The 22799-nt window shown below is 72.3% G+C and carries 21 protein-coding genes; 13 read left to right on the top strand and 8 right to left on the bottom strand.

What is annotated here, in order from left to right; all coding sequences use genetic code 11:
• Positions 1-28 precede the first annotated feature (28 nt).
• On the bottom strand, positions 29-1771 hold the full coding sequence (locus AB0K03_RS32210) for a glycoside hydrolase family 3 N-terminal domain-containing protein (protein WP_364692713.1): 1743 nt from the start codon (positions 1769-1771) through the stop codon (positions 29-31).
• A gap of 477 nt (positions 1772-2248) precedes the next feature.
• A complete protein-coding gene (locus AB0K03_RS32205; RefSeq protein WP_199513790.1) occupies positions 2249-2740 on the bottom strand; it encodes a DUF3145 domain-containing protein in 492 nt (163 codons plus the stop codon).
• Positions 2741-2983: 243 nt separating this feature from the next.
• Here AB0K03_RS32205 and AB0K03_RS32200 point away from each other — a divergent pair, with 243 nt between their 5' ends.
• On the top strand, positions 2984-3313 hold the full coding sequence (locus AB0K03_RS32200; protein WP_364692710.1) for a hypothetical protein: 330 nt from the start codon (positions 2984-2986) through the stop codon (positions 3311-3313).
• 439 nt (positions 3314-3752) lie between these two features.
• Here AB0K03_RS32200 and AB0K03_RS32195 read toward each other — a convergent pair whose 3' ends face one another.
• Positions 3753-4304, bottom strand: a complete 552-nt coding sequence (locus AB0K03_RS32195; protein WP_364692780.1) for a carbonic anhydrase — start codon at positions 4302-4304, stop codon at positions 3753-3755.
• A 386-nt stretch (positions 4305-4690) separates the two neighbouring features.
• On the opposite strand from AB0K03_RS32195, the gene AB0K03_RS32190 reads away from it, so the two are divergent.
• Complete coding sequence (locus AB0K03_RS32190; protein WP_364692707.1) at positions 4691-5644, top strand: alpha/beta hydrolase; 954 nt, start codon at positions 4691-4693, stop codon at positions 5642-5644.
• 164 nt (positions 5645-5808) lie between these two features.
• Positions 5809-7929 (top strand): AAA family ATPase, encoded by a 2121-nt coding sequence (locus AB0K03_RS32185; protein WP_364692704.1) that lies wholly within the window; start codon positions 5809-5811, stop codon positions 7927-7929.
• A gap of 48 nt (positions 7930-7977) precedes the next feature.
• Here AB0K03_RS32185 and AB0K03_RS32180 read toward each other — a convergent pair whose 3' ends face one another.
• Positions 7978-8904, bottom strand: a complete 927-nt coding sequence (locus tag AB0K03_RS32180) for a superoxide dismutase (RefSeq protein WP_364692701.1) — start codon at positions 8902-8904, stop codon at positions 7978-7980.
• A 134-nt stretch (positions 8905-9038) separates the two neighbouring features.
• Between AB0K03_RS32180 and AB0K03_RS32175 the strand changes: the two genes are divergently transcribed.
• The 5 genes from AB0K03_RS32175 to AB0K03_RS32155 all read left to right on the top strand — a co-directional run bounded on the left by AB0K03_RS32175 (position 9039) and on the right by AB0K03_RS32155 (position 13224).
• Entirely contained in the window at positions 9039-9956 is a 918-nt protein-coding gene (locus AB0K03_RS32175) for a cation diffusion facilitator family transporter (RefSeq protein ID WP_364692698.1), read from the top strand.
• A 63-nt stretch (positions 9957-10019) separates the two neighbouring features.
• Complete coding sequence (locus AB0K03_RS32170) at positions 10020-10331, top strand: hypothetical protein (protein WP_364692695.1); 312 nt, start codon at positions 10020-10022, stop codon at positions 10329-10331.
• 46 nt (positions 10332-10377) lie between these two features.
• On the top strand, positions 10378-11391 hold the full coding sequence (locus AB0K03_RS32165; RefSeq protein WP_364692692.1) for a methyltransferase: 1014 nt from the start codon (positions 10378-10380) through the stop codon (positions 11389-11391).
• A 49-nt stretch (positions 11392-11440) separates the two neighbouring features.
• Positions 11441-12379, top strand: coding sequence for a PfkB family carbohydrate kinase (locus AB0K03_RS32160; RefSeq protein ID WP_364692690.1), 939 nt, complete (start codon positions 11441-11443; stop codon positions 12377-12379).
• Positions 12376-13224: a 5'/3'-nucleotidase SurE gene (locus AB0K03_RS32155; protein WP_364692687.1), complete on the top strand. Its 849-nt coding sequence runs from the start codon at positions 12376-12378 to the stop codon at positions 13222-13224. The genes AB0K03_RS32160 and AB0K03_RS32155 overlap by 4 nt, the downstream gene beginning before the upstream one ends.
• Positions 13225-13243: 19 nt before the next feature.
• Here AB0K03_RS32155 and AB0K03_RS32150 read toward each other — a convergent pair whose 3' ends face one another.
• Entirely contained in the window at positions 13244-14146 is a 903-nt protein-coding gene (locus AB0K03_RS32150) for a serine/threonine-protein kinase (protein WP_364692684.1), read from the bottom strand.
• A 136-nt stretch (positions 14147-14282) separates the two neighbouring features.
• Positions 14283-14651, bottom strand: coding sequence for an STAS domain-containing protein (locus AB0K03_RS32145; RefSeq protein ID WP_364692681.1), 369 nt, complete (start codon positions 14649-14651; stop codon positions 14283-14285).
• Positions 14652-15068: 417 nt separating this feature from the next.
• On the opposite strand from AB0K03_RS32145, the gene AB0K03_RS32140 reads away from it, so the two are divergent.
• Both AB0K03_RS32140 and AB0K03_RS32135 read left to right on the top strand, forming a co-directional pair.
• Positions 15069-15533 carry a hypothetical protein gene (locus tag AB0K03_RS32140; protein ID WP_364692678.1) on the top strand — a complete coding sequence of 155 codons (465 nt, stop codon included), beginning with the start codon at positions 15069-15071 and terminating at the stop codon, positions 15531-15533.
• Between the two features lie 271 nt (positions 15534-15804).
• Positions 15805-16380 carry a YdeI/OmpD-associated family protein gene (locus tag AB0K03_RS32135; protein ID WP_364692675.1) on the top strand — a complete coding sequence of 192 codons (576 nt, stop codon included), beginning with the start codon at positions 15805-15807 and terminating at the stop codon, positions 16378-16380.
• Here the strand turns inward: AB0K03_RS32135 and AB0K03_RS32130 are convergent.
• Positions 16367-16576 (bottom strand): hypothetical protein, encoded by a 210-nt coding sequence (locus AB0K03_RS32130; RefSeq protein WP_364692672.1) that lies wholly within the window; start codon positions 16574-16576, stop codon positions 16367-16369. The genes AB0K03_RS32135 and AB0K03_RS32130 overlap by 14 nt on opposite strands.
• A gap of 318 nt (positions 16577-16894) precedes the next feature.
• Between AB0K03_RS32130 and AB0K03_RS32125 the strand changes: the two genes are divergently transcribed.
• The 3 genes from AB0K03_RS32125 to AB0K03_RS32115 all read left to right on the top strand — a co-directional run bounded on the left by AB0K03_RS32125 (position 16895) and on the right by AB0K03_RS32115 (position 20908).
• A complete protein-coding gene (locus AB0K03_RS32125; protein ID WP_364692669.1) occupies positions 16895-18445 on the top strand; it encodes a serine/threonine-protein kinase in 1551 nt (516 codons plus the stop codon).
• A gap of 476 nt (positions 18446-18921) precedes the next feature.
• Positions 18922-19764 (top strand): MerR family transcriptional regulator, encoded by an 843-nt coding sequence (locus AB0K03_RS32120; protein ID WP_364692667.1) that lies wholly within the window; start codon positions 18922-18924, stop codon positions 19762-19764.
• Positions 19765-19963: 199 nt separating this feature from the next.
• The gene (locus AB0K03_RS32115; protein ID WP_364692664.1) at positions 19964-20908 is read left to right on the top strand and encodes a hypothetical protein; all 945 of its coding nucleotides are present in this window, start codon (positions 19964-19966) and stop codon (positions 20906-20908) included.
• Positions 20909-20956: 48 nt separating this feature from the next.
• On the opposite strand, the gene AB0K03_RS32110 is transcribed toward AB0K03_RS32115, so the two are convergent.
• Complete coding sequence (locus tag AB0K03_RS32110; protein WP_364692662.1) at positions 20957-22738, bottom strand: 5'-nucleotidase C-terminal domain-containing protein; 1782 nt, start codon at positions 22736-22738, stop codon at positions 20957-20959.
• Positions 22739-22799 lie beyond the last annotated feature (61 nt).

Raw genomic sequence — 22799 nt, 5'->3', positions numbered from 1 at the left:
GCCAGCGGCGCTCCGGCAGCCGACCGCGCTACTTCGCCTTGGTGCAGGCGCTGCGTGGCAGCTTGCCGACCTGCACCGGCGATCGCCCCGGCGCCTTCGCCTTGCCCGCGAGCACGGCTGCCAGCGCGTCCAGCGACAGGCGGCTCGACGAATACGTGGCCAGCAGCGTCGGCGACTTCGCCGCGGCCAGCAGGTACGGCGTGTCCATGCTCACCGTCACCGCCGCGTCGGGGCTCAGGTCCGTGGTGTGGTCCCCGTACCCGACGAGGTGCACGACCGTGCCGCCCGCGGCCTGGACCGGCACTCCTGCCTGCTGCAACGCCTCGACCAGCCCGGTGCGCGCGGTCTCCCGGCCGCCGGAGGCGGTGACCGTGACCGGGCCGGTGACGAGCGGGCCGGAGCAGCGGCCCTTGAGGACCGTCACCGCGGCGGCGTCGGCGGCGAGGACGGCCTTGCGGTGCTCGGGCGACTCCAGCACGGACAGATCGGGCTGGGCACGCTCCGAACGGAACTTCAGGGTGAGGATCCGGGTGACCGCCTCGACCAGCCGCTCCCGTTTGAGGGTGCCGTTCTGCAGCGCGGCGATGATGCCGTCGCGGGCCGCGGTGATGTCCGGCGGCATGAGGAGCATGTCGTTGCCGGCGTTGAGCGCGCGTACGGCGGCTTCCCCGGCCGGCCACTTCATCGCCGGAGCCATGTTCATGGCGTCCGTGACCGCGACGCCGGTGAACTTGAGCTTCCCCCGCAGCACGTCAGTCATGATCTTGTGCGAGAACGTGGCGGCCACACCCTTGTCCAGCGCCTCCACGTCGAGGTGGCCGGACATGACCACAGCCGCGCCGGCGCCGAGGCCCGCGGCGAACGGTGGCTGGTCCTCGCGTTCCCACTGCGCCATGCTCTGCCGCACGATCGGCAGGCCGTCATGGCTGTCGCCGGTCGTGTGCCCGTGCCCCGGAAAATGCTTGAGCGCCGCGGAAACCCCGGCGCCCTGCATCCCGCGCACGGCGGCCCGCACCTGCGCGGCGTTCGCAGCCGGATCGGCGCCGTACGACCGGGAGCCGATGACGGAACTGCCCTGCGGTCCCAGTGTGTCGGCGACCGGTGCGAAGTCGAGGTTGATGCCCATCGCCGCGAGCTCACGCCCCGCGGCATTCCAGGCACGCTCGGTGAGCGCGGGCTGACCGGCGGCGCCGAGGGCCATCGCGGACGGCAGCTGGGTCACCCCGGTGCGCACCCGGGTCACCACGCCGAACTCCTGATCCGTACCGATCAGCAGCGGCGCACCCCCGGGCAGCTGCCGAGCCGCCGCCTGCAGCCCGTCGGTGAGCGCGCGCACCTGCTGCGGGTTCTCCACATTCGTGGCGGGATTGGTCGCGCCGGTCGGGTCGCCGGGCGCGAACCCGACCAGGATCACCCCGCCGAGCCCGAACTTCGTGATCATCTCGGCGGGCGTGCCGACCCCGGCCAGCTTCTGGTTCCCGGCCGCGGCGGCGCTGTCCACCCGGTCGGCATTGTCACCGTACGCATAAGGCATGAGCACCTGCCCCGCGAGGGCGGCGTCACTGAGCGTCCGCACGGTCTCTCGCGCCCGGGTCGCAGGGTCGCCGGTGGGCAGCGGCGCGACGCTCGCTGAGCCGGGCGGAAGGCTCGGAGAAGGCGCGACCGTGGCGGAGGCGCGAGGTGGCGACGGCGCGTCACCGCCGCACCCGGCCAGGATCAGAGCCAGGGGTACGGCCACAGCAACGGAGAGCGCCCTATTCACGGGGGCCATTGGATCAGCTACGCCCGAACATCGACAAACCGGCCCTGTGGATAACTCACGCCGTACGCGGGGCCGGGGTGACCGCGGCCGGCCGGCGGCGATGCGCCAGCCTTGCGGACCAGAGGGGATGAGCCGTCCCGCCGAGCGAACGGCACCGAAAAATGGCCGGCGGACGCGACCAAGGGAAACAGGCAGCCGGGGCCGGGGGCGGCGCCCGCGAAAGACCGGCCGGCGGGCGCGACCGCGAAAAACCGGCCGGCGGGCGCGACCGCGAAAGACCGGCCGGCGGGCGCGACCGGGAAAGACCGGCCGGCGGGCGCGACCGCGAAAGACCGGCCGGCGGGCGCGACCGGGAAAGGCCGGCCGGCGGGCGCGACCGTGGGCGAGCGGGCAGCCGGGCGCGGCGGGCGGCACCGGGAGAGAGCGGGACGGCCGGCGGTCAGGCGGGCCCGGTCGCCTCGGTCCGGGGCCGGACCGCCCGGTGGGTCAGCCGACGCGGGTCAGGAGGGTGACCGGGGCGCCGTCGCCGGCGTAGCGGTACGGCTCGAGCTCGGCGTCCCAGGCCGTGCCCAGCGCCTTCTCCAGGGCGTGCGAGAGCGCCTCGGGGGCGCGGGCGGCCGCCATGATGGAGCGGAGGCGGTCCTCGCCGAGCTGGATGTCGCCGGAGGCGCCCATCGTGCCGCGGAACAGGCCTCGGCCGGGGACGTGCATGAAGCGTTCCCCGTCGACGCCGGGGCTGGGCTCCTCGGTGACCTCGAAACGGATCATGGGCCACTGCCTGAGGGCAGCAGCCAGCTCGGCGCCGGTGCCCGGCCTCCCGGTCCAGCTGCACTCCGACCGCCGCATGCCGGGATCGACCGGCTGCGCAGTCCAGTGCAGGGTGACCGGCGCGGTCAGGACGCGCGCGATCGCCCACTCGACGTGCTGGCACACGGCGAGTGGGGTCGAGTGGACGTATACGACGCCACACGTTGGCACGGTGACCTCCCGGAGACCGAGGTGCGTCTTCCCCTACGACCTCGACCGCGGTTGATCGTGCTCCATGATGCCGGGTGGTACGGATGGTGCGCCAGAGAAACCGCAATATCGACATGTGAATGGCCGTAGTGGCACACCTGACCTAACGGACCAGGCCGCTCCCGCGGTGCGGCCCTGTTGGGCTCGTGTAGGATTGCTCCGGCGTTTTATGCCGACACCCGTTCTTTTCCAAGGAGTACCGCCGTGGCGAGCAACACCTCGAAGACCGCCCGCGCATCCGTCCGCGCCGGCCAGGCAGGCCAGGGTGGCGCCCTCAGCGTGCTCGGTGAGTTCAAGTACCTCATCCCGCTGGCGAACGGCCGGTTCGCGTACGTGCGCAACCTGACCAACGGCAAGACCAACCACCTGAAGACCGACTCGGACGCCTTCGTCGAGGAGATCCGCATCCTCGCCGCCGCGGGCCACGGCGCCAAGATCCGCGCCGAGCTCCAGGGCCTCGACCAGGCCTTCCCGCAGCACGGCTGGGGCAGCACCGAGAAGCGTCTCGTCGACGCGGGTGTCTTCGAGGGCTGAGCCTACGCAGCACACAGAAGGCGCTCCCAGGGTTTCGTACCCGGGAGCGCCTTTTTGCATGCACTGAAGATCACGACAAGTTGATCAGCGCCGGCGGAGCGGATCCGGCCCACCGCAGACGTCGCCAAACCGGGAAGCCCGGCCCGAAGCCGGAACCGGAACAACCGGCCCGGCCCGAAGCCGTGCCGGCGCCGGAAAACCTGGCCCGGTCCGAGTCAACCGGCCCGGAACCGAAGCCAGCCACCCCGCACCCCCGCACAACCGCCGCGGGACCAAGACAGCCGGCCCGGAACCCAAGACGAGCCGGGCCGGACCAAGACAGCCGGCTCGGGACCAAGACCGGCGCCTCGCACCCCAGCGGCCGGCTCGGGACCATGGCAGCGGGGCCGGACGGCCGGCTGGACAGCCCGGCTGCGCGGCGAGACAGCCGGGAGCAGGATCAGGTCAGGAGCTCGACCGCACCCGTGTCGAGGTCGTACACCGCGCCGGCGATGCTCACCTTGCCCGCCGCCACCGCCTCCGGCACGCCCGCGACCTCGCGCATGCGGCGTACGGTGCGGGTGACGTGGGCGCGCATGGCCTTGGCCGCGACGTCCGGGTCGTCGAGGCCCACGCTGTGGACCGCGGGGGCGATCTCGTCGACCAGGTAGCCGAGGTCGCCGTCCGGGCGGTCGCCGGCGCGCAACGCCTGCACGGTCGCGTCGACCGCGCCGCAGCGGACGTGGCCGAGGACCATGATCAGGGGGACGTTGAGCGCCCCGACCGCGAAGCCGACCGAGCCCAGCACCGCGCGGTCCACGACGTGGCCGCCGGAGCGGACGACGCAGATGGAGCCGAAGGTCTGGTCGAAGATGGCTTCGAGCGGCACTCGGGAGTCGATGCAGCCCACGACGACGGCGTGGGGCAGCTGACCGCCGGAGGCGGCGGCCGCGGCGGAGACGTCGTGGCCGTGTTCCGGCCGGCCGTCGACGAAGCGGCGGTTGCCGGCCATGAGCTCGGCGAGGGCGTCGGCGGGCCGCGTGATCCGCTCCTGGACGGCGGCGGCAGCGAGCCCGGCCGCGGCTGGGGAGGCCGGCATCGGGGAGGCCGGCTCTGGGGAGGCCGGCTCTGGGGAGGCCGGCACGGCGTCAGGGGCGGACGGCACGGTGGCCGTGGGCAGCGAGGCAGGTGTCGGACCCGTCATGGCTCCGATTCTCTATGACCCGGAGCCGCAGCACATGCTGTGCGAGCGACATCACGTTCCGGGGGCCGTACGCACGGCCGGGGCGACTCGGCCACTCGGTGGAAGATGCATCCGGACAGTGGCTTTTCCGGCGATCGAGAGTGATGCTGATTACCCGTGGGTACAACGGGGCCGTGCGAAACACGGAGGTGCCCATGTCGGAGCGCTCTGAGCTCACTCTCACCGACGGCGTTCGGCTGCACGTCGAGACATCCGGTCCGGCCGATGCGCCCGTGACCGTCGTCCTGCTGCACGGATGGTGTCTGGACCGCCGTACGTGGCATCACCAGATGAGAGCCTTCGCGGGTGCGGACGTGCGGGTGGTCGCGTACGACGCGCGCGGGCACGGGCTTTCCGGTGCCACGCGGCTGCGCTCGGCGACGGTGGGACAGCTCGGGGCTGATCTGGCCGCGGTGCTGGACGCGTACGCTCCTTCGGGCCCCGTCGTTCTGGCGGGGCATTCGCTGGGCGGCATGACGATCATGGAGTACGCCGACTCGCACCCGGAGCACTTCGCGCAGCGGGTCGCCGGCCTGGTGTTCGTCTCCACGACCGCGGAGGGCGCAACGCACACCCATTACGGCCTGCCCACCACGTTGACGCCGATCCTGCGGCTCGCGGAGCAGACCGGCGCCGGCGTCCTGGCCCGGCTGGGCGCGCGGCGGCCGCACCGCGTGGTCCTGCCGGCGCTGCGGCCGGGGGTGCGGTGGCTGCTCTTCGGCGACGAGTGCGACGAGTACGACCTCGAGGTGATCATGTCCGGGGTGGGCCGGGCCTCGCTGCGGTCGATCGGCGGTTTCCGGAACTCGGTGGGCAGCCAGCACCGCCTCGACACGCTCGCGACGCTGGGTGACGTACCCGCCGCGGCGCTGGTCGGCGACCGGGACCGGCTGACCCCGCCGCCCTGCGCGGAGTCGATCGCGGAGGCCCTGCCCGGCACGGAGCTGACGGTGTGCGAGGGCGCCGGGCACATGCTGATGATGGAGCGCCCGGAGCTGGTCACCGCGGCGCTGAGCGGGGTCGTGGAGAAGGCGGCGGAGAGCACCGCCGTGCAGCGCCGCCGCCGGCTGAGCCGCGCCCGCCGTGACGGCTACGACAAGGCGGCGTGAGCGAGCAGCCTGAGCCGCGATGACGCGACCAGGCGTCGCAAGAGCGCCGGCAGGCGTGCCGCCGTCGACTCGACCGGGCCGATAGGAGTAAGTTCGATTGCCCCCTTCGCACGGTACGCGGCGGCGGCAGCCAGCTGATCCACAAGCGGGGAGCACTGACCGACTTGAGCGACGCCCATGTCCTGCAGCAGGAGATCGCTGCCGAGCAGAAGCACGTCGACCGGGTGTACGCCCGCCTGGCCGAGCTTCGCCGGGAGGCGTCCCGGGCCGAGAAGGAGGGCTACAAGCTCGCCGGCGTGGGGACGTTCGGCGCTCTCGTGGAGCGCGACGCGATGGTGTTCCACGCGGCGCGGCGGCGGCACGCGCTGGACACCGAGCACGAGGGACTCGTCTTCGGCCGCCTGGACCTGAAGACCGGCGCGGTGCACTACGTGGGCCGCATGGGCATCCGTGACGAGGACTCGCAGTCGCTGGTCGTGGACTGGCGGGCCCCGGCCGCGGCCGCATTCTACCGGGCCACACCCGCCGAGCCGCTCGGGGTCGTGCGGCGCCGGATGATCCAGTCGGCGCGCGAGCACGTCACGAACATCGAGGACGACCTGCTGGATCCGGAGGCCGCGCCGCCGGACATGCGGGTGGTGGGCGACGGCGCCCTGCTGGCCAGCCTCTCCAAGGCGACCGGGCGCGGCATGCGCGACATCGTCGCCACGATCCAGCGCGAGCAGGACGAGGCGATCCGCTCCCCCGCGTCCGGCGTGACGATCGTGACCGGCGGACCGGGTACGGGCAAGACCGCCGTCGCGCTGCACCGCGCCGCGTACCTGTTGTATTCGGACCGGAGCCGGTTCGCGGGTGGCGGCATCCTGGTGGTCGGGCCGTCCGGGGTGTTCGTGGACTACATCGCGACCGTGCTGCCGTCGCTCGGCGAGGACACCGCGACGCTGCGGTCGCTGGGTTCGCTGGTGCCCGGGTACGACGCCAAGCGGGTCGACCCGACGGACGTGGCCGCGATCAAGGGGTCGCTGCGGATGCGCCGGGTGCTCGAGCGCGCCTCGCACGACGCGGTGCCGGGCGGTCCGACCGAGCTGCGCCTGCTGTACCGGGGGACGCTGCTGCGGCTGGACGCCGCCGAGCTGGATCGCGTACGGCGCAAGGCGCTGCCGCGCGGCGCGCGCCGCAACGAGGTCCGCGGCACCGGCTTCGACCGGATCTTCGACGCGCTCTGGGCGCAGGCCCGCGGGGTGGTCCGCAACCTGCCCGAGAAGCCGGAGTTCGAGTCGGAGCTGGCCGACCGCGCCGACTTCCGGGACTTCCTGCGGGCCTGGTGGCCCCGGTTCACGCCGATGCGGGTGCTGCGGTGGCTGGCGGAGCCGGCCCGGCTGCGGGCGTACGCGAACGGGCTGTTGTCGAAGGACGAGATCGCGCTGCTGCAGGGCTCGTTCGACGGCCTGGCGGAGCACGGCCCGACGATCGCCGACGTGGCGCTGCTCGACGAGCTGGACGAGTTGATGGGCCGGCCGCGCAAGGCGCAGCAGAAGACGAAGAACCCGTTCCACGTGCGCGACGGGGTGCAGGAGGTCAGCACGTACGCGGACCGCCAGGCGGCCGCCCGCGCGCAGGCGGTGCGGCGCGACGACGACTACCGCGACTACGCGCACGTGGTGGTGGACGAGGCGCAGGACGTGTCGCCCATGCAGTGGCGCATGATCGGCCGGCGGGGCGCGTACGCGTCGTGGACGATCGTCGGCGACCCGGCGCAGACGGCCTGGTCGGGCGATGTCGGGGAGCTGGACCGGGCACGCGACAAGGCGCTGGGCTCGCGCAAGCGCAACACGTACGCGCTGACCACCAACTACCGCAACTCGTCGGAGATCTTCGCGGTGGCGGCCGGGGTGATCCGCACGATCATGCCGGACCTGCCGCTGCCCCGCGCGGTGCGCAGCACGGGCGTGGAGCCGGTGGACCTGGTCGTGCCGGCCGCGGAGCTGCCCGAGGCGGCCCGGCAGGCGGTGGAGAAGCACCTCGCCGACGTGGACGGCACGATCGGCGTGATCACGCCGGTGCCGCGCCGTGACGAGATGGCCGCCTGGATGGCCGGGCTGCCCGAGCGGGTGCAGGTCGTGACGGCCCTGGAGGCCAAGGGCATGGAGTACGACGCGGTGGTGCTGCTGGAGCCGGTGGAGATCGCCACGGATGCCAGCGGCGTGCGGACGCTGTACGTCGCGCTGTCCCGCGCGACGCAGCGGCTCACCACCGCCGGCACCCGGCCCTGGCAGGACCTTTAGTCCGCTTGTGGGTGGCGGTGGGGTGGTTGGATGGGGTGAGAACCGCTCTCAGGGGCGTGACACGGCGACCGCGGTGTACGGGGTCGTCGGCGTCGGTGTGGTGGTGAAGCGGGCGTTCGGCAGGTAGAAGCGCTTGCCGTACTCGGCGATGGTGGTGGGCACGTCGAAGGCCGGGCTCGTCGTGCGGCCGAGCACGGTTCCGCGGGTGGCGCGCCGGTCGAGCTGGATCTTCGCGATGACGTTGAGCCGGTTCTGGACGACGTACAGGGTGGTGCCGCGCAGCCACAGGCCGTCGCCGTTGGGCACCGACTCGCCGCCCAGGTCGATCTCCCTGGTCACGCCGCTGTACGACGTACGGAAAAGCTTGCCGGTGCCGGACTGCACGACGATCAGGCCGCGCCCGTCCGGGGTGGCCGTGATGCCGTTGGCGTTGACGCCGGTGGCGTAGACGATGTCGCCCGTGAGCGGCACCGCCACCGCCTCCGGGGGCAGCGCGCCGGGCCGGCCCAGCGGGAGCTTGAACAGCACCGGGTTGGTCGAGTCGGTGAACCAGGCGGCCCCGCCGGTGAGCACCACGTCGTTGATGAACGACGGCACGGTCTGCAGCCGGTACGTGCGCAGTACCCGTCCGGTGGCGGCGTCGAGGACGCGGGCGTCGCCGCCGCTGCCGCCGGCGACGAAGAGCCGACCGTGGTGGTCGAGCTTCATGCCGAGCGACGGCGTGCCGGGACCTTGGCTGATCACCTGGCCGCGGCCGGTGCGCAGGCTCACGCGGTAGATGTCGCCGTCGGCGCGGGAGCCGAAGTAGGCGTACGGCAGCTTGCCGATGGCGATGCCCTCCGGCTGGAAACCGTCGGGGAGCTGGATCACCGCCGGCCATGAGCCGCTGTGGGCGGGGGCCGCCGCGGCGGACGGCGCGGCGGCGGTGACCGCGAGCGCGGTCAGGGCAACAATCGCGATAGTGCGTCTGGACATGGGGTGGTTCCCTCCAGGCGAGGCGGTTTGTCGTGGAGTGGATACCCCGGCGATGGCCATCGGGTTCAAGTTGCACATATAGCAATACCCGCATATGTTTGCCGGGACGCGACGCGGAGACGGAAGGTGGGCTCATGGGAGCCGGGCACGACCACGGCGGGCAGGCGCTGCGCGCGGGTGAGCGCCATCGCTCCCGACTGTGGTGGGCGGCCGGGCTGCTGGCCGCGTTCATGCTGGTCGAGGCGGCGGCCGCGCTGCTCAGCGGGTCGCTGGCGCTGCTCTCCGACGCCGGGCACATGTTCACCGACGTCCTCGGCATCGCGATGGCGCTCGCGGCGATCCACGCCGCCGGCCGCGCCGGCACCGACTCGCAGCGCACCTTCGGCCTCTACCGGCTCGAGGTGCTCGCCGCGCTCGGCAACGCCCTGCTGCTCACCGGCGTCGCCGTCTACGTGCTGATCGAGGCCGTGCGGCGGTTCTCCGACCCGCCGCACGTGCCGGCCGGGTCGATGCTGATCGTCGCCGTCGGCGGTCTGTTGATCAATCTGGCCGCCTTCGCGCTGCTGCGCTCCGGCGCCAAGGAGAGCCTCAACGTACGGGGGGCGTACCTCGAGGTGGTCGGTGACCTGCTGGGCTCGGCGGGCGTGATCATCGCCGCGGTGGTCATCGCCACCACCGGGTGGGCGTACGCGGACCCGATCGTGGCCGTGATCGTCGCGTTGATGATCCTGCCCCGGACGTTCGCGCTGGCCCGCTCCGCCGTGCGCATCCTGGTGCAGGCCGCCCCGGCCCACCTCGACATGACGCGGGTGCGCGACCGGCTGGCCGCCGTCCCCGGCGTGTGCGACGTGCACGACCTGCACGTCTGGACCCTCACCTCGGGCATGGACGTGGCGTCGGCGCATCTCAGCCTGGTCCCGGACGCCGACCTCGGCGCAGTCCTTGCGTCCGCCCGCGAGGCGCTGCACGATGACTTCCACATCGACCACGCGACGCTGCAGGCGGAGCCGGTCGCCGCCGGCCGCCGATCCTGTACGCCCGCGGGCTGGTGAACCGAGTCCCGAATCCCCCTCACTTCCCTACACTTGGTCACTGACCAACAGCGGAGGGACACCATGAGTCAGTCGGTCATCCATCAGCCCCGCGTCGCCTGGGACGCTGCCCGCGCGTTCGTCCGGGCGGCCGGCGGACCGGGCTACGACGCCTTCGCCGGCCGGGTGCTCAGCCGGCTCGGCACCGGCCTGTACGGCGAGCTCGCCAACACCCGCCAGCGCCTGCTCGCCGCGTCCGTCGAGAGCAGCGACGACGACCGCTTCACCGTGGACATCGAGGCCAGCCGGTGGCGCGTACGCCTCGAGGACCTGCTGCGCAACCGGCCGGACCTCGTGCCCGCCGTCCAGGAGCTGACCGGGGCGGCACCCCGGTAGCGGCCGGCCCTCGCCAGGGCGGGGTCATTTTGGGATCATCTGCGCCATGATGACTCCCACGCCCCTCATGGACCTCGTGACCGGTTTCTGGAGCTTCAAGACGTTCGCCGCCGCCGTCGAGCTGGACCTCTTCAGCAGGCTGGCGGGCGGACGCACCCTGACCGTGGCCGACGCGGAGCACGAACTCGGCCTTCCGGAGCGGCCCGCCGATCTGCTCCTGACCGCCTGCGCCTCGCTGGGCCTGCTGGAACGTGCCGGTGAGGGCTACCGGAACTCGCCGCTCGCCGAGGAGTTCCTGGTGCGCGGACGACCGTATTACTTCGGCGGGCAGGTCAGTTACTGCGATCGGCGCACGTACCTGCCGTGGCACCGCGTCGGGGAGGCGCTGCGTGCGGACAAGCCGCTGACCTGGGACCCGGCGAGCCAGGACTCCATGTTCGCCACCGCGGACCCGCAGCTGCTCGCGACGTTCTGGGAGGCGATGCACTCCACGTCGATCTTCACCGCGCGGGCGCTGGGCGAGGCGGTGGATCTGGGCGCGTACCGGCGGCTCCTCGACGTGGGCGGCGGCTCGGGGGCGTACCCGATCGAGCTCTGCGGCCGTTTCCCCGGTCTGTCCGCGACCGTGCTGGACCTGCCGCACGTGTGCGAGCTGGCCGTCGGCAAGATCGCCGCGGCGGGGCTGAGCGAGCGGGTCGCCACCGCGCCCGGCGACTTCCTGCGCGACGCCCTGCCCGGCGGCCACGACGTCGTGCTGCTCAGCATGATCCTGCACGACTGGGACGCGGCGACCAACCGTGAGCTGCTGGCCAAGGCGTACGCGGCGCTGCCGGCCGGCGGCCTCGTGATCATCTCGGAGTTGCTGCTCGACGCCGACCGTACCGGCCCGGCGCCGGCCGCGCTGATGGGCATGAACATGCTCGTCGAGACCGAGGGCGGGCGGAACTACTCGGACGCCGAGTACGCGGAGTGGCTGACGGGCGCGGGCTTCGCGGACATCCGTACGGTCCGCTTCGACGCACCCGGCGCCAACGGCGTCGTGCTCGGGCGCAAGCCGTAAATCCACAGATCAGTCCCGCACCTGGGGCCAAAGGCGTAAAACTGTCCCCATGGGTAACAAAGGGGTCATGGTCTTCGTGCCTGCGCCCCAGCTCACCGTGACCATCGAGCAGCAGCACGACAAGGCCGAGCTGCACGTGCACCCGGGCGGCCAGGGCGTCTGGCAGGCCCGGATGATCACCCTGCTGGGCGCGCAGGTCACCCTCTGCGCCGCCGCCGGGGGTGAGGTCGGACGCGTGCTGGAGCCGCTGCTCAAGTTCCACGGCGTCACGCTCAAGACCATAAAGCGCGACACGGGTACGGGCTGGTACGTGCATGACCGGCGCAGCGGCAAGCGCCAGGAGCTGGCCGAGGACCCGGGCCAGCCGCTGTCCCGCCACGAGATGGACGAGCTGTACAGCCTCGCCCTCGCCGAGGGTCTGCGCGCGGGCATCGCCGTGCTCAGCGGCCCGGCCCACCCGTCGGTGGTGCCGCCGTCGGTCTACCGGCGCCTCGCCACCGACCTGGGCGCGAACGGCTGCAAGGTCATCGTCGACCTCTCCGCCGCCCACCTGACCGCGGCGCTCGAGGCCCGCCCGCACGTGGTCAAGGTCAGCCACGAGGAGCTCATCCGCGACGGCATGGTGCGCGACGGCTCCACCAAGTCGCTCACCAAGGCCCTCTACAAGCTGCACGACGACGGCGCCGAGACGGCGCTGGTCTCCCGCGCCCACGACGGGGCGCTCGCCCTGATCGACGACACGGTGTACGAGGTCGACATGCCCCGCATGGTCGCCGCCGAGTCGCGCGGCGCCGGGGACTCGATGACCGCGGGAGTCGCGGCGGTGCTGGCCCAGGGCGGAACGCTGTGTGACGCTGTGCGTACAGGTGCCGCCGCCGGCGCCCTCAACGTCACCCGCCACGGCCTCGGGACGGGCCGCATCGACGCGGTCCAGGTCCTGACCGAGCGGGTACGGCTGACCCCCGCCGACGCGAAGGTACCCGCATGATGAAGGCTTCCAGGATTCTGATCACCAACGACGACGGGATCGACGCGCCCGGGATCAGGTGGCTGGCGCGGGCGGCCGCGCGACAGGGCTTCGACGTCGTCGTGGCCGCTCCGCTGACCGAGGCCAGCGGCACCAGCGCCGCCATGACGGCGGTCGAGAAGAACGGCCGGATCCACGTGCAGCCGCGCGAGCTGCCGGGCGCCAGGAACATCCCGGCGTACGCCGTCGCCGCCTCCCCCGCGTTCATCGTGATCCTCGCCCTGCGCGAGGCCTTCGGCCGCGTACCGACGCTCGTGCTCTCGGGCATCAACCGCGGCGCCAACGCGGGGGCCGCGGTGATCCACTCGGGTACGGTCGGCGCCACGCTGACCGCCTCCCACGCCGGGCTGCACGGCATGGCGGTGTCGCTGGACGTGCTGTCCCCCGCCAACGGCACGGCCGGCAGCGGCGGCCAGGCCATCGCCGACCTGGACAAGGCGGACGACGAGCAGCGCCACTGGACCAGCGCGGCGGACCTGGCGGTGAAGCTCCTGCCCACGCTGACCCACACGCCGCCCGGCACCGTCCTCAACCTCAACGTGCCCGACCTGCACGTCGACGGCATCCGTGGCCTGCGCCGGGCCCGGCTCGCCCGCTTCGGCCAGGTCCAGATGAGCATCGCGGAGGCCGGCGAGGGCTTCGTCCGGACGGCGGTGCAGGCGGCCGACGAGCCGCTGGAGCCGGGCACGGACCTGGCCGCCCTGGCGGAGGGGTACGCGTCCGTCACGCCGATCCGCGCCCCGGGCGAGGCTGCCGACGTGAAGATCAACCTCGAGAACATCGTCGTGCAGACGCCGGCCATCTGATCTCCGGCGTCCGGATGGTTCAGTTCACCGAGGGTTCCAGCGGCCGGGCGTCGTCCAGCAGGTGCCACAGGCCGAGGGCGACGTCGACGCTGGCCGGCCGGTCCTCGGGCCGTTTCGCCATGCAGGCCCGGACCAGGTCGCGCAGCTGTGGCGGCAACCCCGGGATCGCCAGGACCGGCGTCGGCGCCAGGTGCGCGGCACGCCCCGCGGCGACGATCGTGGCCGCCACCGCCGGCGGGTACGGCGACCGGCCCGTCAGCATCTCGTACAGGAGAACGCCGAGGGTGTAGACGTCGTCGGCGGGCCGCGCGAAGGCCGTCTTCGGGTGCGACGGCGGCTCGCGGCGGTCGCGCCCCGGTGCGACCGGCCGGAAGTACGGCCTCGTCGCGGCCCCGGGGGTGGGCTCCGCGGCTTCGGAGCCGGGGCGCGCGGCCGTCGCCAGGCCGAAGTCGATGATCTTCACGCCGTCCGCCGCGATCATGATGTTGCGGGCGCACAGATCCCGGTGCACGACCCCGCGGCGGTGGGCCACGGCGAGGACGTCGGCGGTGGTCGCGGCGATGCGGACCGCTTCCGGCCAGTCGAGGCGCCCCTGGACGAGGAGGTCGGTCAGGGGCACGCCGTCGAGGAGCTCCAGCACCACGTACGGGACGACCGTGCCGTCGGGCAGGGGCGCATCGCCGTACTCGAAGACGCGGGGGACGCTGGGGTGCCGCAGCCGGTCCGTGATCAGGGCCTCGCGGCGGACGTCGTCCCGCGCGCCGGGGTCGCCGGCGAGCGTGGGAGCGAGGATCTTCACGGCGAGTTTGCGACCGCGGACGGTGTCGACCGCCCGGTAGACGGTGGAGACCCCGCCCTGACCGATGGCGCCGATCAGGACGTAGCGCCGCAGGATGGCCGTACCCATCGGAAGTCGCGCCACGATCAGGCACTATTCCGTAACGGTCGGCCCGGGAACAAGTCGCCTCAGACAGGCTTAACGCAACGATCACTCGCGGTCAGGCGGCGAGCACCCGCGGCGGTCCCGCGTACCGGTGGATGTCGGTTTTGCGGTGCCCTCAGAAGCCGGGGACGAGCGTGCGGTGAGCCGGGTCACCGCAGTCGGTGCAGGGCTCCGGAGCGCCGAAGAGGCCCAGCAGGCCGGTGACCCACAGCTGGCGGTGCGCGAAGCGGCTCGGACGGGTCACGACGAGCTTCACGCCGCTGACGCTGGCGAGCTGGAAGGCGGCGACGAGGGCGGAGATGCCGACGGAGTCGATGAAGCTGACGCCGTGCATGTCGAGCTCGATGCGCTGCGGCGCGCCGGCGGCGAGCTGCTCCGCGACGGCGTCCTTGATCTCGTACGCGTTCTCGACGTCGATCTCGCCCATCGGGGCGACCTCCACCACGCCGGTGGCCTTCGTCGACGTCGTTATCGACAGCGTCACGCCTAACCTCCACCCGCCCGGGTGCGCCCGGGCGTATCTCCTCGGAACGAGGGCCGCTGAACTGCCGTGCGGGCCCTCGCCGGGGGCGGCGTTGACTACCCCCGTCGGGTCCGGTGAAACTGCACCGGACAGTAGTGCTCGAACCTGGCAGGTGGCTGTGTGCCACGTATGAACCGGAGCAAGCCTACCTAGGGATGTCCACCGTTTAACCCGACGTGATGCTGTCCACATCCGACAGTTCGGTGGGAATTGAGTCCGGATAGCGAGTTTTGTCCCTCCGTACGCCAGGGCCGTTCGGACGGGATTCACCGCCCCGGCCGGCGCCGTTCGGGTTACGTTTGCGATTCCGGCGCCTTGGGCACCTCCCCGACCAGTGACCGAGCGCCGCACCCGGCGATCGCAGGAGGTAAAAAGACGATGTTCTCCCGCAAGAGCAGGGCCGAACGCACCGCCGCGGAGGCCTGGGACTACCTGTCGTCGGCAATGGCATCGGCCGGCGAGAGCGCGAAGGACGCCGGCAAGCAGACCGCGGGCGTGGCCGGCGCCAAGGTCGCCGAGCTGGCCGGCAAGGCGACCCACCGGAGCCAGAAGCTGGCGGGCAAGGCGTCGCGCAAGAGCAACAAGCTGGCCGGCAAGGCCGGCGCCCGGGTCAACGCCGTGACCGACGAGGCCTGGGCCCGCGCCAACCTGGCGGCCAACGCCCTCGCGGGCCGCAAGCCGGGCCTGCCGTGGGGCGTCATCATCGGCGCGAGCCTCATAGGCGTCGCGCTGGGCTGGGTCGCGGCCTCGACCGCGCGCGCCGCCGCCGAGCGTCAGGCCGAGAACGAGGAACTGCAGCTGGCGGAGACCGCGATCGTCGCCACGCCGACGTACGAGAGCTGATCCGGGCGGGCCGGGTGACCTGCCCGGGATCGGTCGTGAGCCGCGCAGGCCCTTGCCTGCTCACTGTCGCCGCCGGGCGGAGCCCTTTGCCGCCCGGCGGCGGCGCTCCCGGCTCTGTCGCCGCCCGCGCCCGGGCCGATCCGGTTCTGTCGCCGCCCGCGCCCGGGCCGATCCGGTTCTGTCGCCGCCCGCGTCTGGGCCGATCCGGTTCTGTCGCCGCCCGCGTCTGGGCCATCCGGTTCTGTCATACCCGCGGCCTAGGGTCCTCGGCATGGAACCCGTGTTCTTCGCGTCCGAGGCCGACCTGCGGACCTGGTTCGAAAAACACCACGCCGACGAGCCCGAACTCCTCGTCGGCTATTACAAGAAGCACACCGGCCGGCCGACCGTGCAGCACACCGAGGCCATCGCCCAGGCGCTCTGCTTCGGGTGGATCGACAGCATCGCGCGGCGCATCGACGAGGACCGCTACCACGTCCGCTTCACGCCGCGCCGCCCGGGCAGCGTGTGGAGCGCCGTCAACGTCGCCAAGATCGCCGAACTGACCGCGGCGGGGCTGATGCACCCGGCCGGTTTGGAGGCCTTCGAGAAGCGGAAACCCGACAAGGTCGCCACCTATTCGTACGAGCAGCCGGCGGACGCCGTTCTCGACGACGGGCAGCTCGCCCGGTTCCGGAGGGAGGAGAAGGCATGGCAGTGGTTCACCGAGCAGTCCCCCTCCTACCGCCGCGCCGCCGCGCACTGGGTGGTGAGCGCGAAGCGGGCCGAGACGCGGGAGCGCCGGTTCGCCCAGCTGATCGCGGATTCCGCGGCCGGACGGACGGTCCCACCGCTCACCCGCCGGTAACGGCCGCTGCATTCTCCGGCCCGCCGGTGACAGCCGTGGGGTTCTCCGGCCCGCCGGTGACGGTCGCGGGGTTCTCCGGCCCGCCGGTGACGGTCGCGGGGTTCTCCGGCCCGCCGGTGACTGCCGCGGCATTCTCTGGCCCGCCCTTGAGGGCCGCGGGGTTCTCCGGCTCCATCGCGGCCGGGTGCCGCGTCACCAGTCACGCGGTCTCAGCCAAGTGGTCTTCGCGGCCCGGGCCGTCCCGCTGCGTGGCGGTCCGGGCTCAGCGAGTCACCTCCGCGGAGGGGGCGCTCTGTGGATTGCCCAGCCGGCTCGACGACCTGTTCCCGGTCGACGAGGGGCGCGCGTTTCCGGGGCCGTTCGCCCGGTCGGTGGGAGTCTTCCAGCGTGCCCGATCCGCAACCCACCGACCTCGCCCATGGAGGCGGGGAATCTGTATCGTTGTGCGCGGCTCGACCGGTGGCCGGGCCCTCATGATCCGGTCGTGGCGACACCCGAGTAGATAGGTCCGCTGGTGCTCAGTTCGGGAAGTCTCCTGGACAACCGCTACCGGTTGGACGAACGTATCGCCACCGGTGGCATGGGTGACGTGTGGCGGGGCACCGACGTGGTGCTCGGCCGGACGGTCGCCGTCAAGGTGCTGCGTACGGCCATGCTCACCGACCCCGAGTTCGCGGCCCGGTTCTACGGCGAGGCGCGGATGATGGCCGCGTTCCGGCACCCCGGCGTCGTCGAGGTGTACGACTACAGCGCCGGGAACGCCGAGGACGAGGACCAGTGCGCGTATCTGGTCATGGCCTTCGTCGACGGCGAGCCGCTCTCCGCGCGGTTGAAGGAGCAGGGCCGGCTCAGCGTCGCCGAAACGATGTCGATCGTGGCGCAGGCCGCCGACGCGTTGCACGCCGCGCATGAGAACGGCACCGTCCACCGTGACGTCAAGCCCGGCAACCTCATCGTCAAGCCGAACGGCGCGGTGATCCTGGTCGACTTCGGCGTGGCGCGCTCCGCCCAGGTCACCAGCGTCACGGGGCTGAACGCCATCGTGGGCACCGCGCTGTACATGGCTCCCGAGCAGGTGGCGAAGGGCAACGTCTCCCCCGCCACGGACATCTACGCGCTGGGCGCCGTGGCGTACCACTGCATCGCCGGGGTTCCACCGTTCGACGGCGACAACGCGCTGCAGGTGGCGCTGCGCCACCTCGAAGACGAGCCGGAGCCGCTCCCGGAGAACCTGGCGCCGCCCGAGGTGCGTGAGCTGATCAGCCGGGCGATGGCGAAGAACCCGGCGGACCGGTTCGCCAGCGCCGCCGAGTTCGCCGAGGCCGCGTTGGCCGCGTCCGGCGCGCTGGACTGGCGTGCCCAGACCGGCACCTCCATGACCCGCACGGCGCTGGTGCGTCCCTCGACGACCGGCACGACGCTCGGCGGCGCGGCCGTCGGTGGCGCCGCTCTGGGCGCCGCGGGTGCGACCGGCGCCCGGATGAGAGCGCAGTCACTCACCGGCACCGCCCTCACCCGCCCGATGAGCCCCGGGGCGCCCGGCCGCACCATGCCCGTGCAGCGCAACCTGCTCGAGGCGGCGCCGCCGCTCGCCCCGGCCCGCCCGAAGCAGTCGAAGGGCCAGCTCGCCGTCCTCTTCACGGTGATCGCGCTGTTCCTGCTGGCCGGCGGCCTGGGCGTGGCGATCTGGATGTCCAGCGCCAACAGCGGCGACGACAACCCCGGCTCGGGAACGGGCGTCGCACCGAGCGACACGCAGGCCCCCGACCAGTCCGACGAACCGCTCGTCCCCACCGAGCCCACGCAGACCCGAGCCCCGCAGCGCCCCAACGGCGCAACCCCGCAGCAGACGGCGACGACGAAGCCGAGCCGCACGCCGCCGTCCTCGGCGCCCACGTCGACCCCGGCCACCCCGACGACGAAGCCGACGACCACACGGCCGACGGAACCGACCACCACGCCGACGGAACCGACCACCACGCCGACGACCACGCAGCCGACCGAGGGCACCGGCGGCGGCGACGGCGGCGGCGACAGCGGGGGCGCCGGCAGCGGCACCAGCTGACGCGAAGCCGCGGAGTCCCGCGCGCAGCGGGGCGCGGTGTTTCGCACCGAGCAAAGCGCGGAGTGGCGCCCGAGCAAAGCGCGGAGTGGCGCCCGAGCAAAGCGCGGAGTGGCGCCCGAGCAAAGCGCGGAGTGGCGCCCGAGCGGGGCGCGAAGTGGCGCCCGAGCGGGGCGCGAAGTCCCGCAGCAAGCGGCGCCCGAATGCATTCTGCATAAAGGAGGCACGCCGCGCTCCGCAAGCCGCACAGCTGCGGGAAGCCGCCTCGATGCAGCGGCCGACAAGCCGCTCCCACCGGCCGCCACCCGCGCCGCCACCGCGCCGCCACCGCGCCGCCACCCGCGCCGCCACCGCGCCGCCACCCGCGCCGCCACCGCGCCGCCACCCGCGCCGTCACCGCGCCCGTCGCGGGCTCGCGGTTAGTTTGTTCTTCGCAGGCTTGACCCTCACACCGTGTCAGGCCCGATCGTGGGGTGACCATGTTCAGTATCGGAGACTTCGCCGCCCTGGGTCGCGTGTCCGTGCGGATGTTGCGGCACTACGACGCCATCGGCTTGCTGCGGCCCGCTCGGGTCGACGCCGCCAGCGGGTACCGGTTCTACGCCGTCGAGCAGTTGCCGGTGCTCAACCGGGTGCTTGCCCTGAAGGATCTCGGTTTCTCGTTGCAGCAGGTGCGGACCATGCTCGACGAGAAGGTCGACGTCGGGGAGCTTCGGGGGATGTTGCGGCTGCGGCGGGCCCAGCTGGCCGAGGAGATGGCCGCCGACACCGCGCGGCTGGCCCTGGTGGACGCGCGTCTCCGAATGATCGAAACCGAGGGGCACATGGACACCGGGGACGTCATCCTCAAGAGCATTCCGTCGCTGCGCGTGGCGGAGCTTTCCGCGCCCGCCGTCAGTTATGACGGGCCGGACATCACCGTCGCGCTGACGCCGTTGTACCCGCAGCTGCTCGAACGCCTGGAGAGCAAGGGCGTCACCATCACCGGATCGCCCCTGGCGTATTACCTGCCCGACCCGCGAGGGGGAAGCGACGAGGCGATCACCGTGCATGCGGCGTTCCCGATCGCCGGCGACGTGCCGCCGGATGCGGGCTTCGACGTGGTCGAGCTGCCTCCCGTGGAGCACGCCGCGACGCTGGTGCATCACGGGCCGATGTCGGAGGCGTTCCGCACCGGCCAGCTGCTGGCGAACTGGATCGACGCCGGGGGCTACCGCACGGTGGGGAAGGGGTACGCCCGGGAGATCTACCTCGACTGCCCCGAGGACCAGCGCCGATGGATCACCGAGATGCAGGTCGCGGTGACCCCGGCCGGCTCCTGATCCTCTGGGACGAGGCCACGGAGTCACCACTCGGTGTCACCTCGAAATGACTTTCCGGCGACGTTTCCTCAGGTTGCGGTCAAGGCCTCGGAACCCCCGCCGCCGGCGATCCGACTTTGCTCATGTCCGCGGGGTCGTGGTCGATGCAGGGGGCCTGACACGGCGCTGCACCCGAGTCGCTACCGGAAAGGCCCCCCGCATGACCACGCAGATCCCGTACGGCCCCGTGGGCGCGGAGTTCCCGCAGTTCGCCGCGGGGCATGCGCAGTACCCGCCGGCCGAGCATCACGAACCGTACCGTTCGGCGGCCGCGTATCCCGGTCATCCGGCGGCCGCCGGGCCGGTCCAGTACCCGCCGGCCGGCTACCTGGGAGAACCCGGATACCAGGAGCAGAACGGTTACCGGGATCCACCGGCCTACCCGACGCCACCGAGCTATGCGACGACGCCCGACTACGCAGCCCCGGCCGGTCATGCAGCGCCGGCCGGGCAGGCGACTCAGGCGGGACATGCCGGGTACGCACCGCAGGCAACGGCGGCCGCCACCTATCCCCCGCCGGCCGCGTACCCGATGGCACCGCCGTGGGCGACGCAGAGCCCCACGCCCGAGAGCTTCGCGCCCGAGGTGCCCGCGCCGGTGGTCGCCCCTCAGGTCGGTGGGCTGCTGGTCCCGTACCCGGAGGAAATGCAGAATGCGCCGCAGGCGCAGGCGCCGGCGCTCTGGCCGGTGGCGGTCTTCACGTTCATGTTCGGGATCTTCGGGGCGATCTCCGCGGCCCGGCGGGCCGACCAGGCCCGGCGGGGGCGCAACAGCGCGGCGCCCTACTGGGTCACGTTCGTGGTGACGCTCGTGGCCGGCTCGTTCTTCTGGATCGTGAGCGGCGTCGCGGTGGGTGCGCCGGCCGCCGCGGAGTACCGGGAGGGGCGGATCGTCGAGGCGCTCGAGAAGAACGTCGTCGGCGACGGGCAGCTGGCGAAGGCGAACGTCAGCGCGACGGACGCGCAGTGCCGGGCCGCGGGTGACCGGCGGGACGACGGTACGCGGGACTACCTGTGCCAGCTGACGCTCGGCGACGGGCGTACGGGTCAGGTGATGGTGACGGCCGACAAGGACGGCGGGTGGAAGCCGCTGACCGGCCGGTGATGGACCCGGGAGGGGTGCATCGGGGGATGCACCCCTCCCGCGCGACGCTCAGAAGACCGGCACGCCCTCGCGCACCAGCCGCCAGTTCGGCACGAAGAAGTCGGCCGGGTTGATCTCGCCCTTGGCCTGCGCCCAGTCGATCAGCAGCTGCCGGATCTCCTGCTGCGCGTTGTAGACCTGCGCCTTGACGATGCCGGGGAAGTTGCCGCCGCCGCTGCGCCGGTAGTTGTTCACCGCCACGACGAACTGGGCGGCCGGGTCGACCGCCGCGCCGGCGATCTCGAGGCGGGTGATGCGGGAGCCGACCGGCTTGCTGATGTCGATGTCGTAGTCGACGCCGGAGAACACGTCGTAGTTGTAGTCCGGCACGGCCGGGTCGCTGATGGTCGCCGGGTCGGGGGTCGCGCCCACCGGCAGCGTCACGAAGTACTTGGCCGAGTACTCGAGGTAGGCCTTGACCTCGGCGCCCGTGAGGACCACGGCCTCCAGCGTGTTGTCGTAGATGTAGAGGCCCGCCACATCCTTGATCTTCACGTCGCCCTGCGGGAAGACCGCGGTCCGGCTGAACGGCGCCGCGATCGACAGCACGGGCAGGCCCGCGTACGGCGTGCCCGCCAGCGCCGCGGTGACCGTGTCGGTCTGCACCTTGTTGATGTAGTCCAGGATCGGCGTGTCCTTGTACCGGGACTCCGCGGCGGACAGCTCCTGCGTGGAGCGGGCGACGACCTGGTTCACGTACGCGACGGTCTTGGCGTGCTGGCTCTTGACCGCGGCGAGCACCTTCGGGTCCTCGGTGACGGTGTTCGTGTTGAGCGTGTCCGCCTTCTTGGCCGTGATCCGCCAGCGGCCGTGCTCGCGAACCAGCGTGAAGTCCATGCGGGTGAGGCGCTGGCCCCACTTCGACGGCTCGGAGAGCAGCACCTGCGCGCCGGTCTCCACGTTCGTCACGAACCGCTGCGGGACGTTGTTGTGCGCGTGGCCGAACAGGATCGCGTCGATGCCGGGGACCTTCTCGGCGATGAGCGCGCTCGGGTTCTCGTTGGGGAGTTCGGGGCCGTAGCTGCTCGTACCGCTGTCACCGCCGTGCGCGGAGATCAGCACGAGGTCCGCGCCGCGGGCGCGCATGATCGGCACCCACTTCGCGGCGGTCTCGATCATGTCCTTGAAGACGAGCTTGCCCTCGACGTTGGCCCGGTCCCAGATCGCCACGCCCGGGTTGGTGAGACCCAGGATCCCGACGCGCAGCGTCGGCGCGTGGCGCCCGAGGGAGACCTTCTTGATCACGTACGGCGTGAAGGCGGGCCGCCCGGTCTTCGTGTCCACGGCGTTCGCGGCCAGCGCCGGGAAGCCCAGCTGGCGGATCCACAGGTTGAGCAGCGGCAGACCGTAGTTGAACTCGTGGTTGCCCAGCGTCACGGCGTCGTAGTGCAGCACGTTCATGGCGCGCGCCATCGGGTGCCGCTCGCCGGTCTGGGTGATCGGCTCCTGCTTGGCGTAGTACGTGGCCAGCGGCGTGCCCTGGATCGTGTCGCCGGCGTCCAGCACCAGCGTGGCCCTGCCCTTGCGCTCGGCGCGGATCTGGTTGACCAGCGCGGCCAGCTTCGCCACGCCGACGTCGTTGTGCGCGCTGTCGTCGTACTCGAGGTCCTTGTAGTAGTCCCAGTTGTAGACGTTGCCGTGCGTGTCGGAGGTGCCGAGCACGGTGAGGTCGTATGTCTGCGGCCCGTGGCCGCCGTGCGCCTCGGCTGCCCCGGAGAGCACGACCGGAGCGGCGGCGCCGGCGGCGGCAGCGGCCAGGATGCTGCGCCGCGAGACCGAAGGATTCACCATGGGAGAACCTTTCAAAGGAGGAGGGCACCTTGTGGGGGCCCATCGACGCACGATAACCGCC

The sequence above is a fragment of the Actinoplanes sp. NPDC049316 genome (assembly GCF_040677315.1).
Classification (GTDB): Bacteria; Actinomycetota; Actinomycetes; order Mycobacteriales; family Micromonosporaceae; genus Actinoplanes.
This window is presented reverse-complemented; position numbering and strand designations above follow the sequence as displayed.

Bases quoted from the DNA above. Each gene is read 5' to 3' on its own strand.
- AB0K03_RS32210 (WP_364692713.1), bottom strand. From the start codon at position 1,771: ATGGCCCCCGTGAATAGGGCGCTCTCCGTTGCTGTGGCCGTACCCCTG.
- AB0K03_RS32195 (WP_364692780.1), bottom strand. From the start codon at position 4,304: ATGGCCGGCAACCGCCGCTTCGTCGACGGCCGGCCGGAACACGGCCAC.
- AB0K03_RS32190 (WP_364692707.1), top strand. From the start codon at position 4,691: ATGTCGGAGCGCTCTGAGCTCACTCTCACCGACGGCGTTCGGCTGCAC.
- AB0K03_RS32180 (WP_364692701.1), bottom strand. From the start codon at position 8,904: ATGTCCAGACGCACTATCGCGATTGTTGCCCTGACCGCGCTCGCGGTC.
- AB0K03_RS32175 (WP_364692698.1), top strand. From the start codon at position 9,039: ATGGGAGCCGGGCACGACCACGGCGGGCAGGCGCTGCGCGCGGGTGAG.
- AB0K03_RS32170 (WP_364692695.1), top strand. From the start codon at position 10,020: ATGAGTCAGTCGGTCATCCATCAGCCCCGCGTCGCCTGGGACGCTGCC.
- AB0K03_RS32165 (WP_364692692.1), top strand. From the start codon at position 10,378: ATGATGACTCCCACGCCCCTCATGGACCTCGTGACCGGTTTCTGGAGC.
- AB0K03_RS32160 (WP_364692690.1), top strand. From the start codon at position 11,441: ATGGGTAACAAAGGGGTCATGGTCTTCGTGCCTGCGCCCCAGCTCACC.
- AB0K03_RS32155 (WP_364692687.1), top strand. From the start codon at position 12,376: ATGATGAAGGCTTCCAGGATTCTGATCACCAACGACGACGGGATCGAC.
- AB0K03_RS32140 (WP_364692678.1), top strand. From the start codon at position 15,069: ATGTTCTCCCGCAAGAGCAGGGCCGAACGCACCGCCGCGGAGGCCTGG.
- AB0K03_RS32135 (WP_364692675.1), top strand. From the start codon at position 15,805: ATGGAACCCGTGTTCTTCGCGTCCGAGGCCGACCTGCGGACCTGGTTC.
- AB0K03_RS32120 (WP_364692667.1), top strand. From the start codon at position 18,922: ATGTTCAGTATCGGAGACTTCGCCGCCCTGGGTCGCGTGTCCGTGCGG.
- AB0K03_RS32115 (WP_364692664.1), top strand. From the start codon at position 19,964: ATGACCACGCAGATCCCGTACGGCCCCGTGGGCGCGGAGTTCCCGCAG.
- AB0K03_RS32110 (WP_364692662.1), bottom strand. From the start codon at position 22,738: ATGGTGAATCCTTCGGTCTCGCGGCGCAGCATCCTGGCCGCTGCCGCC.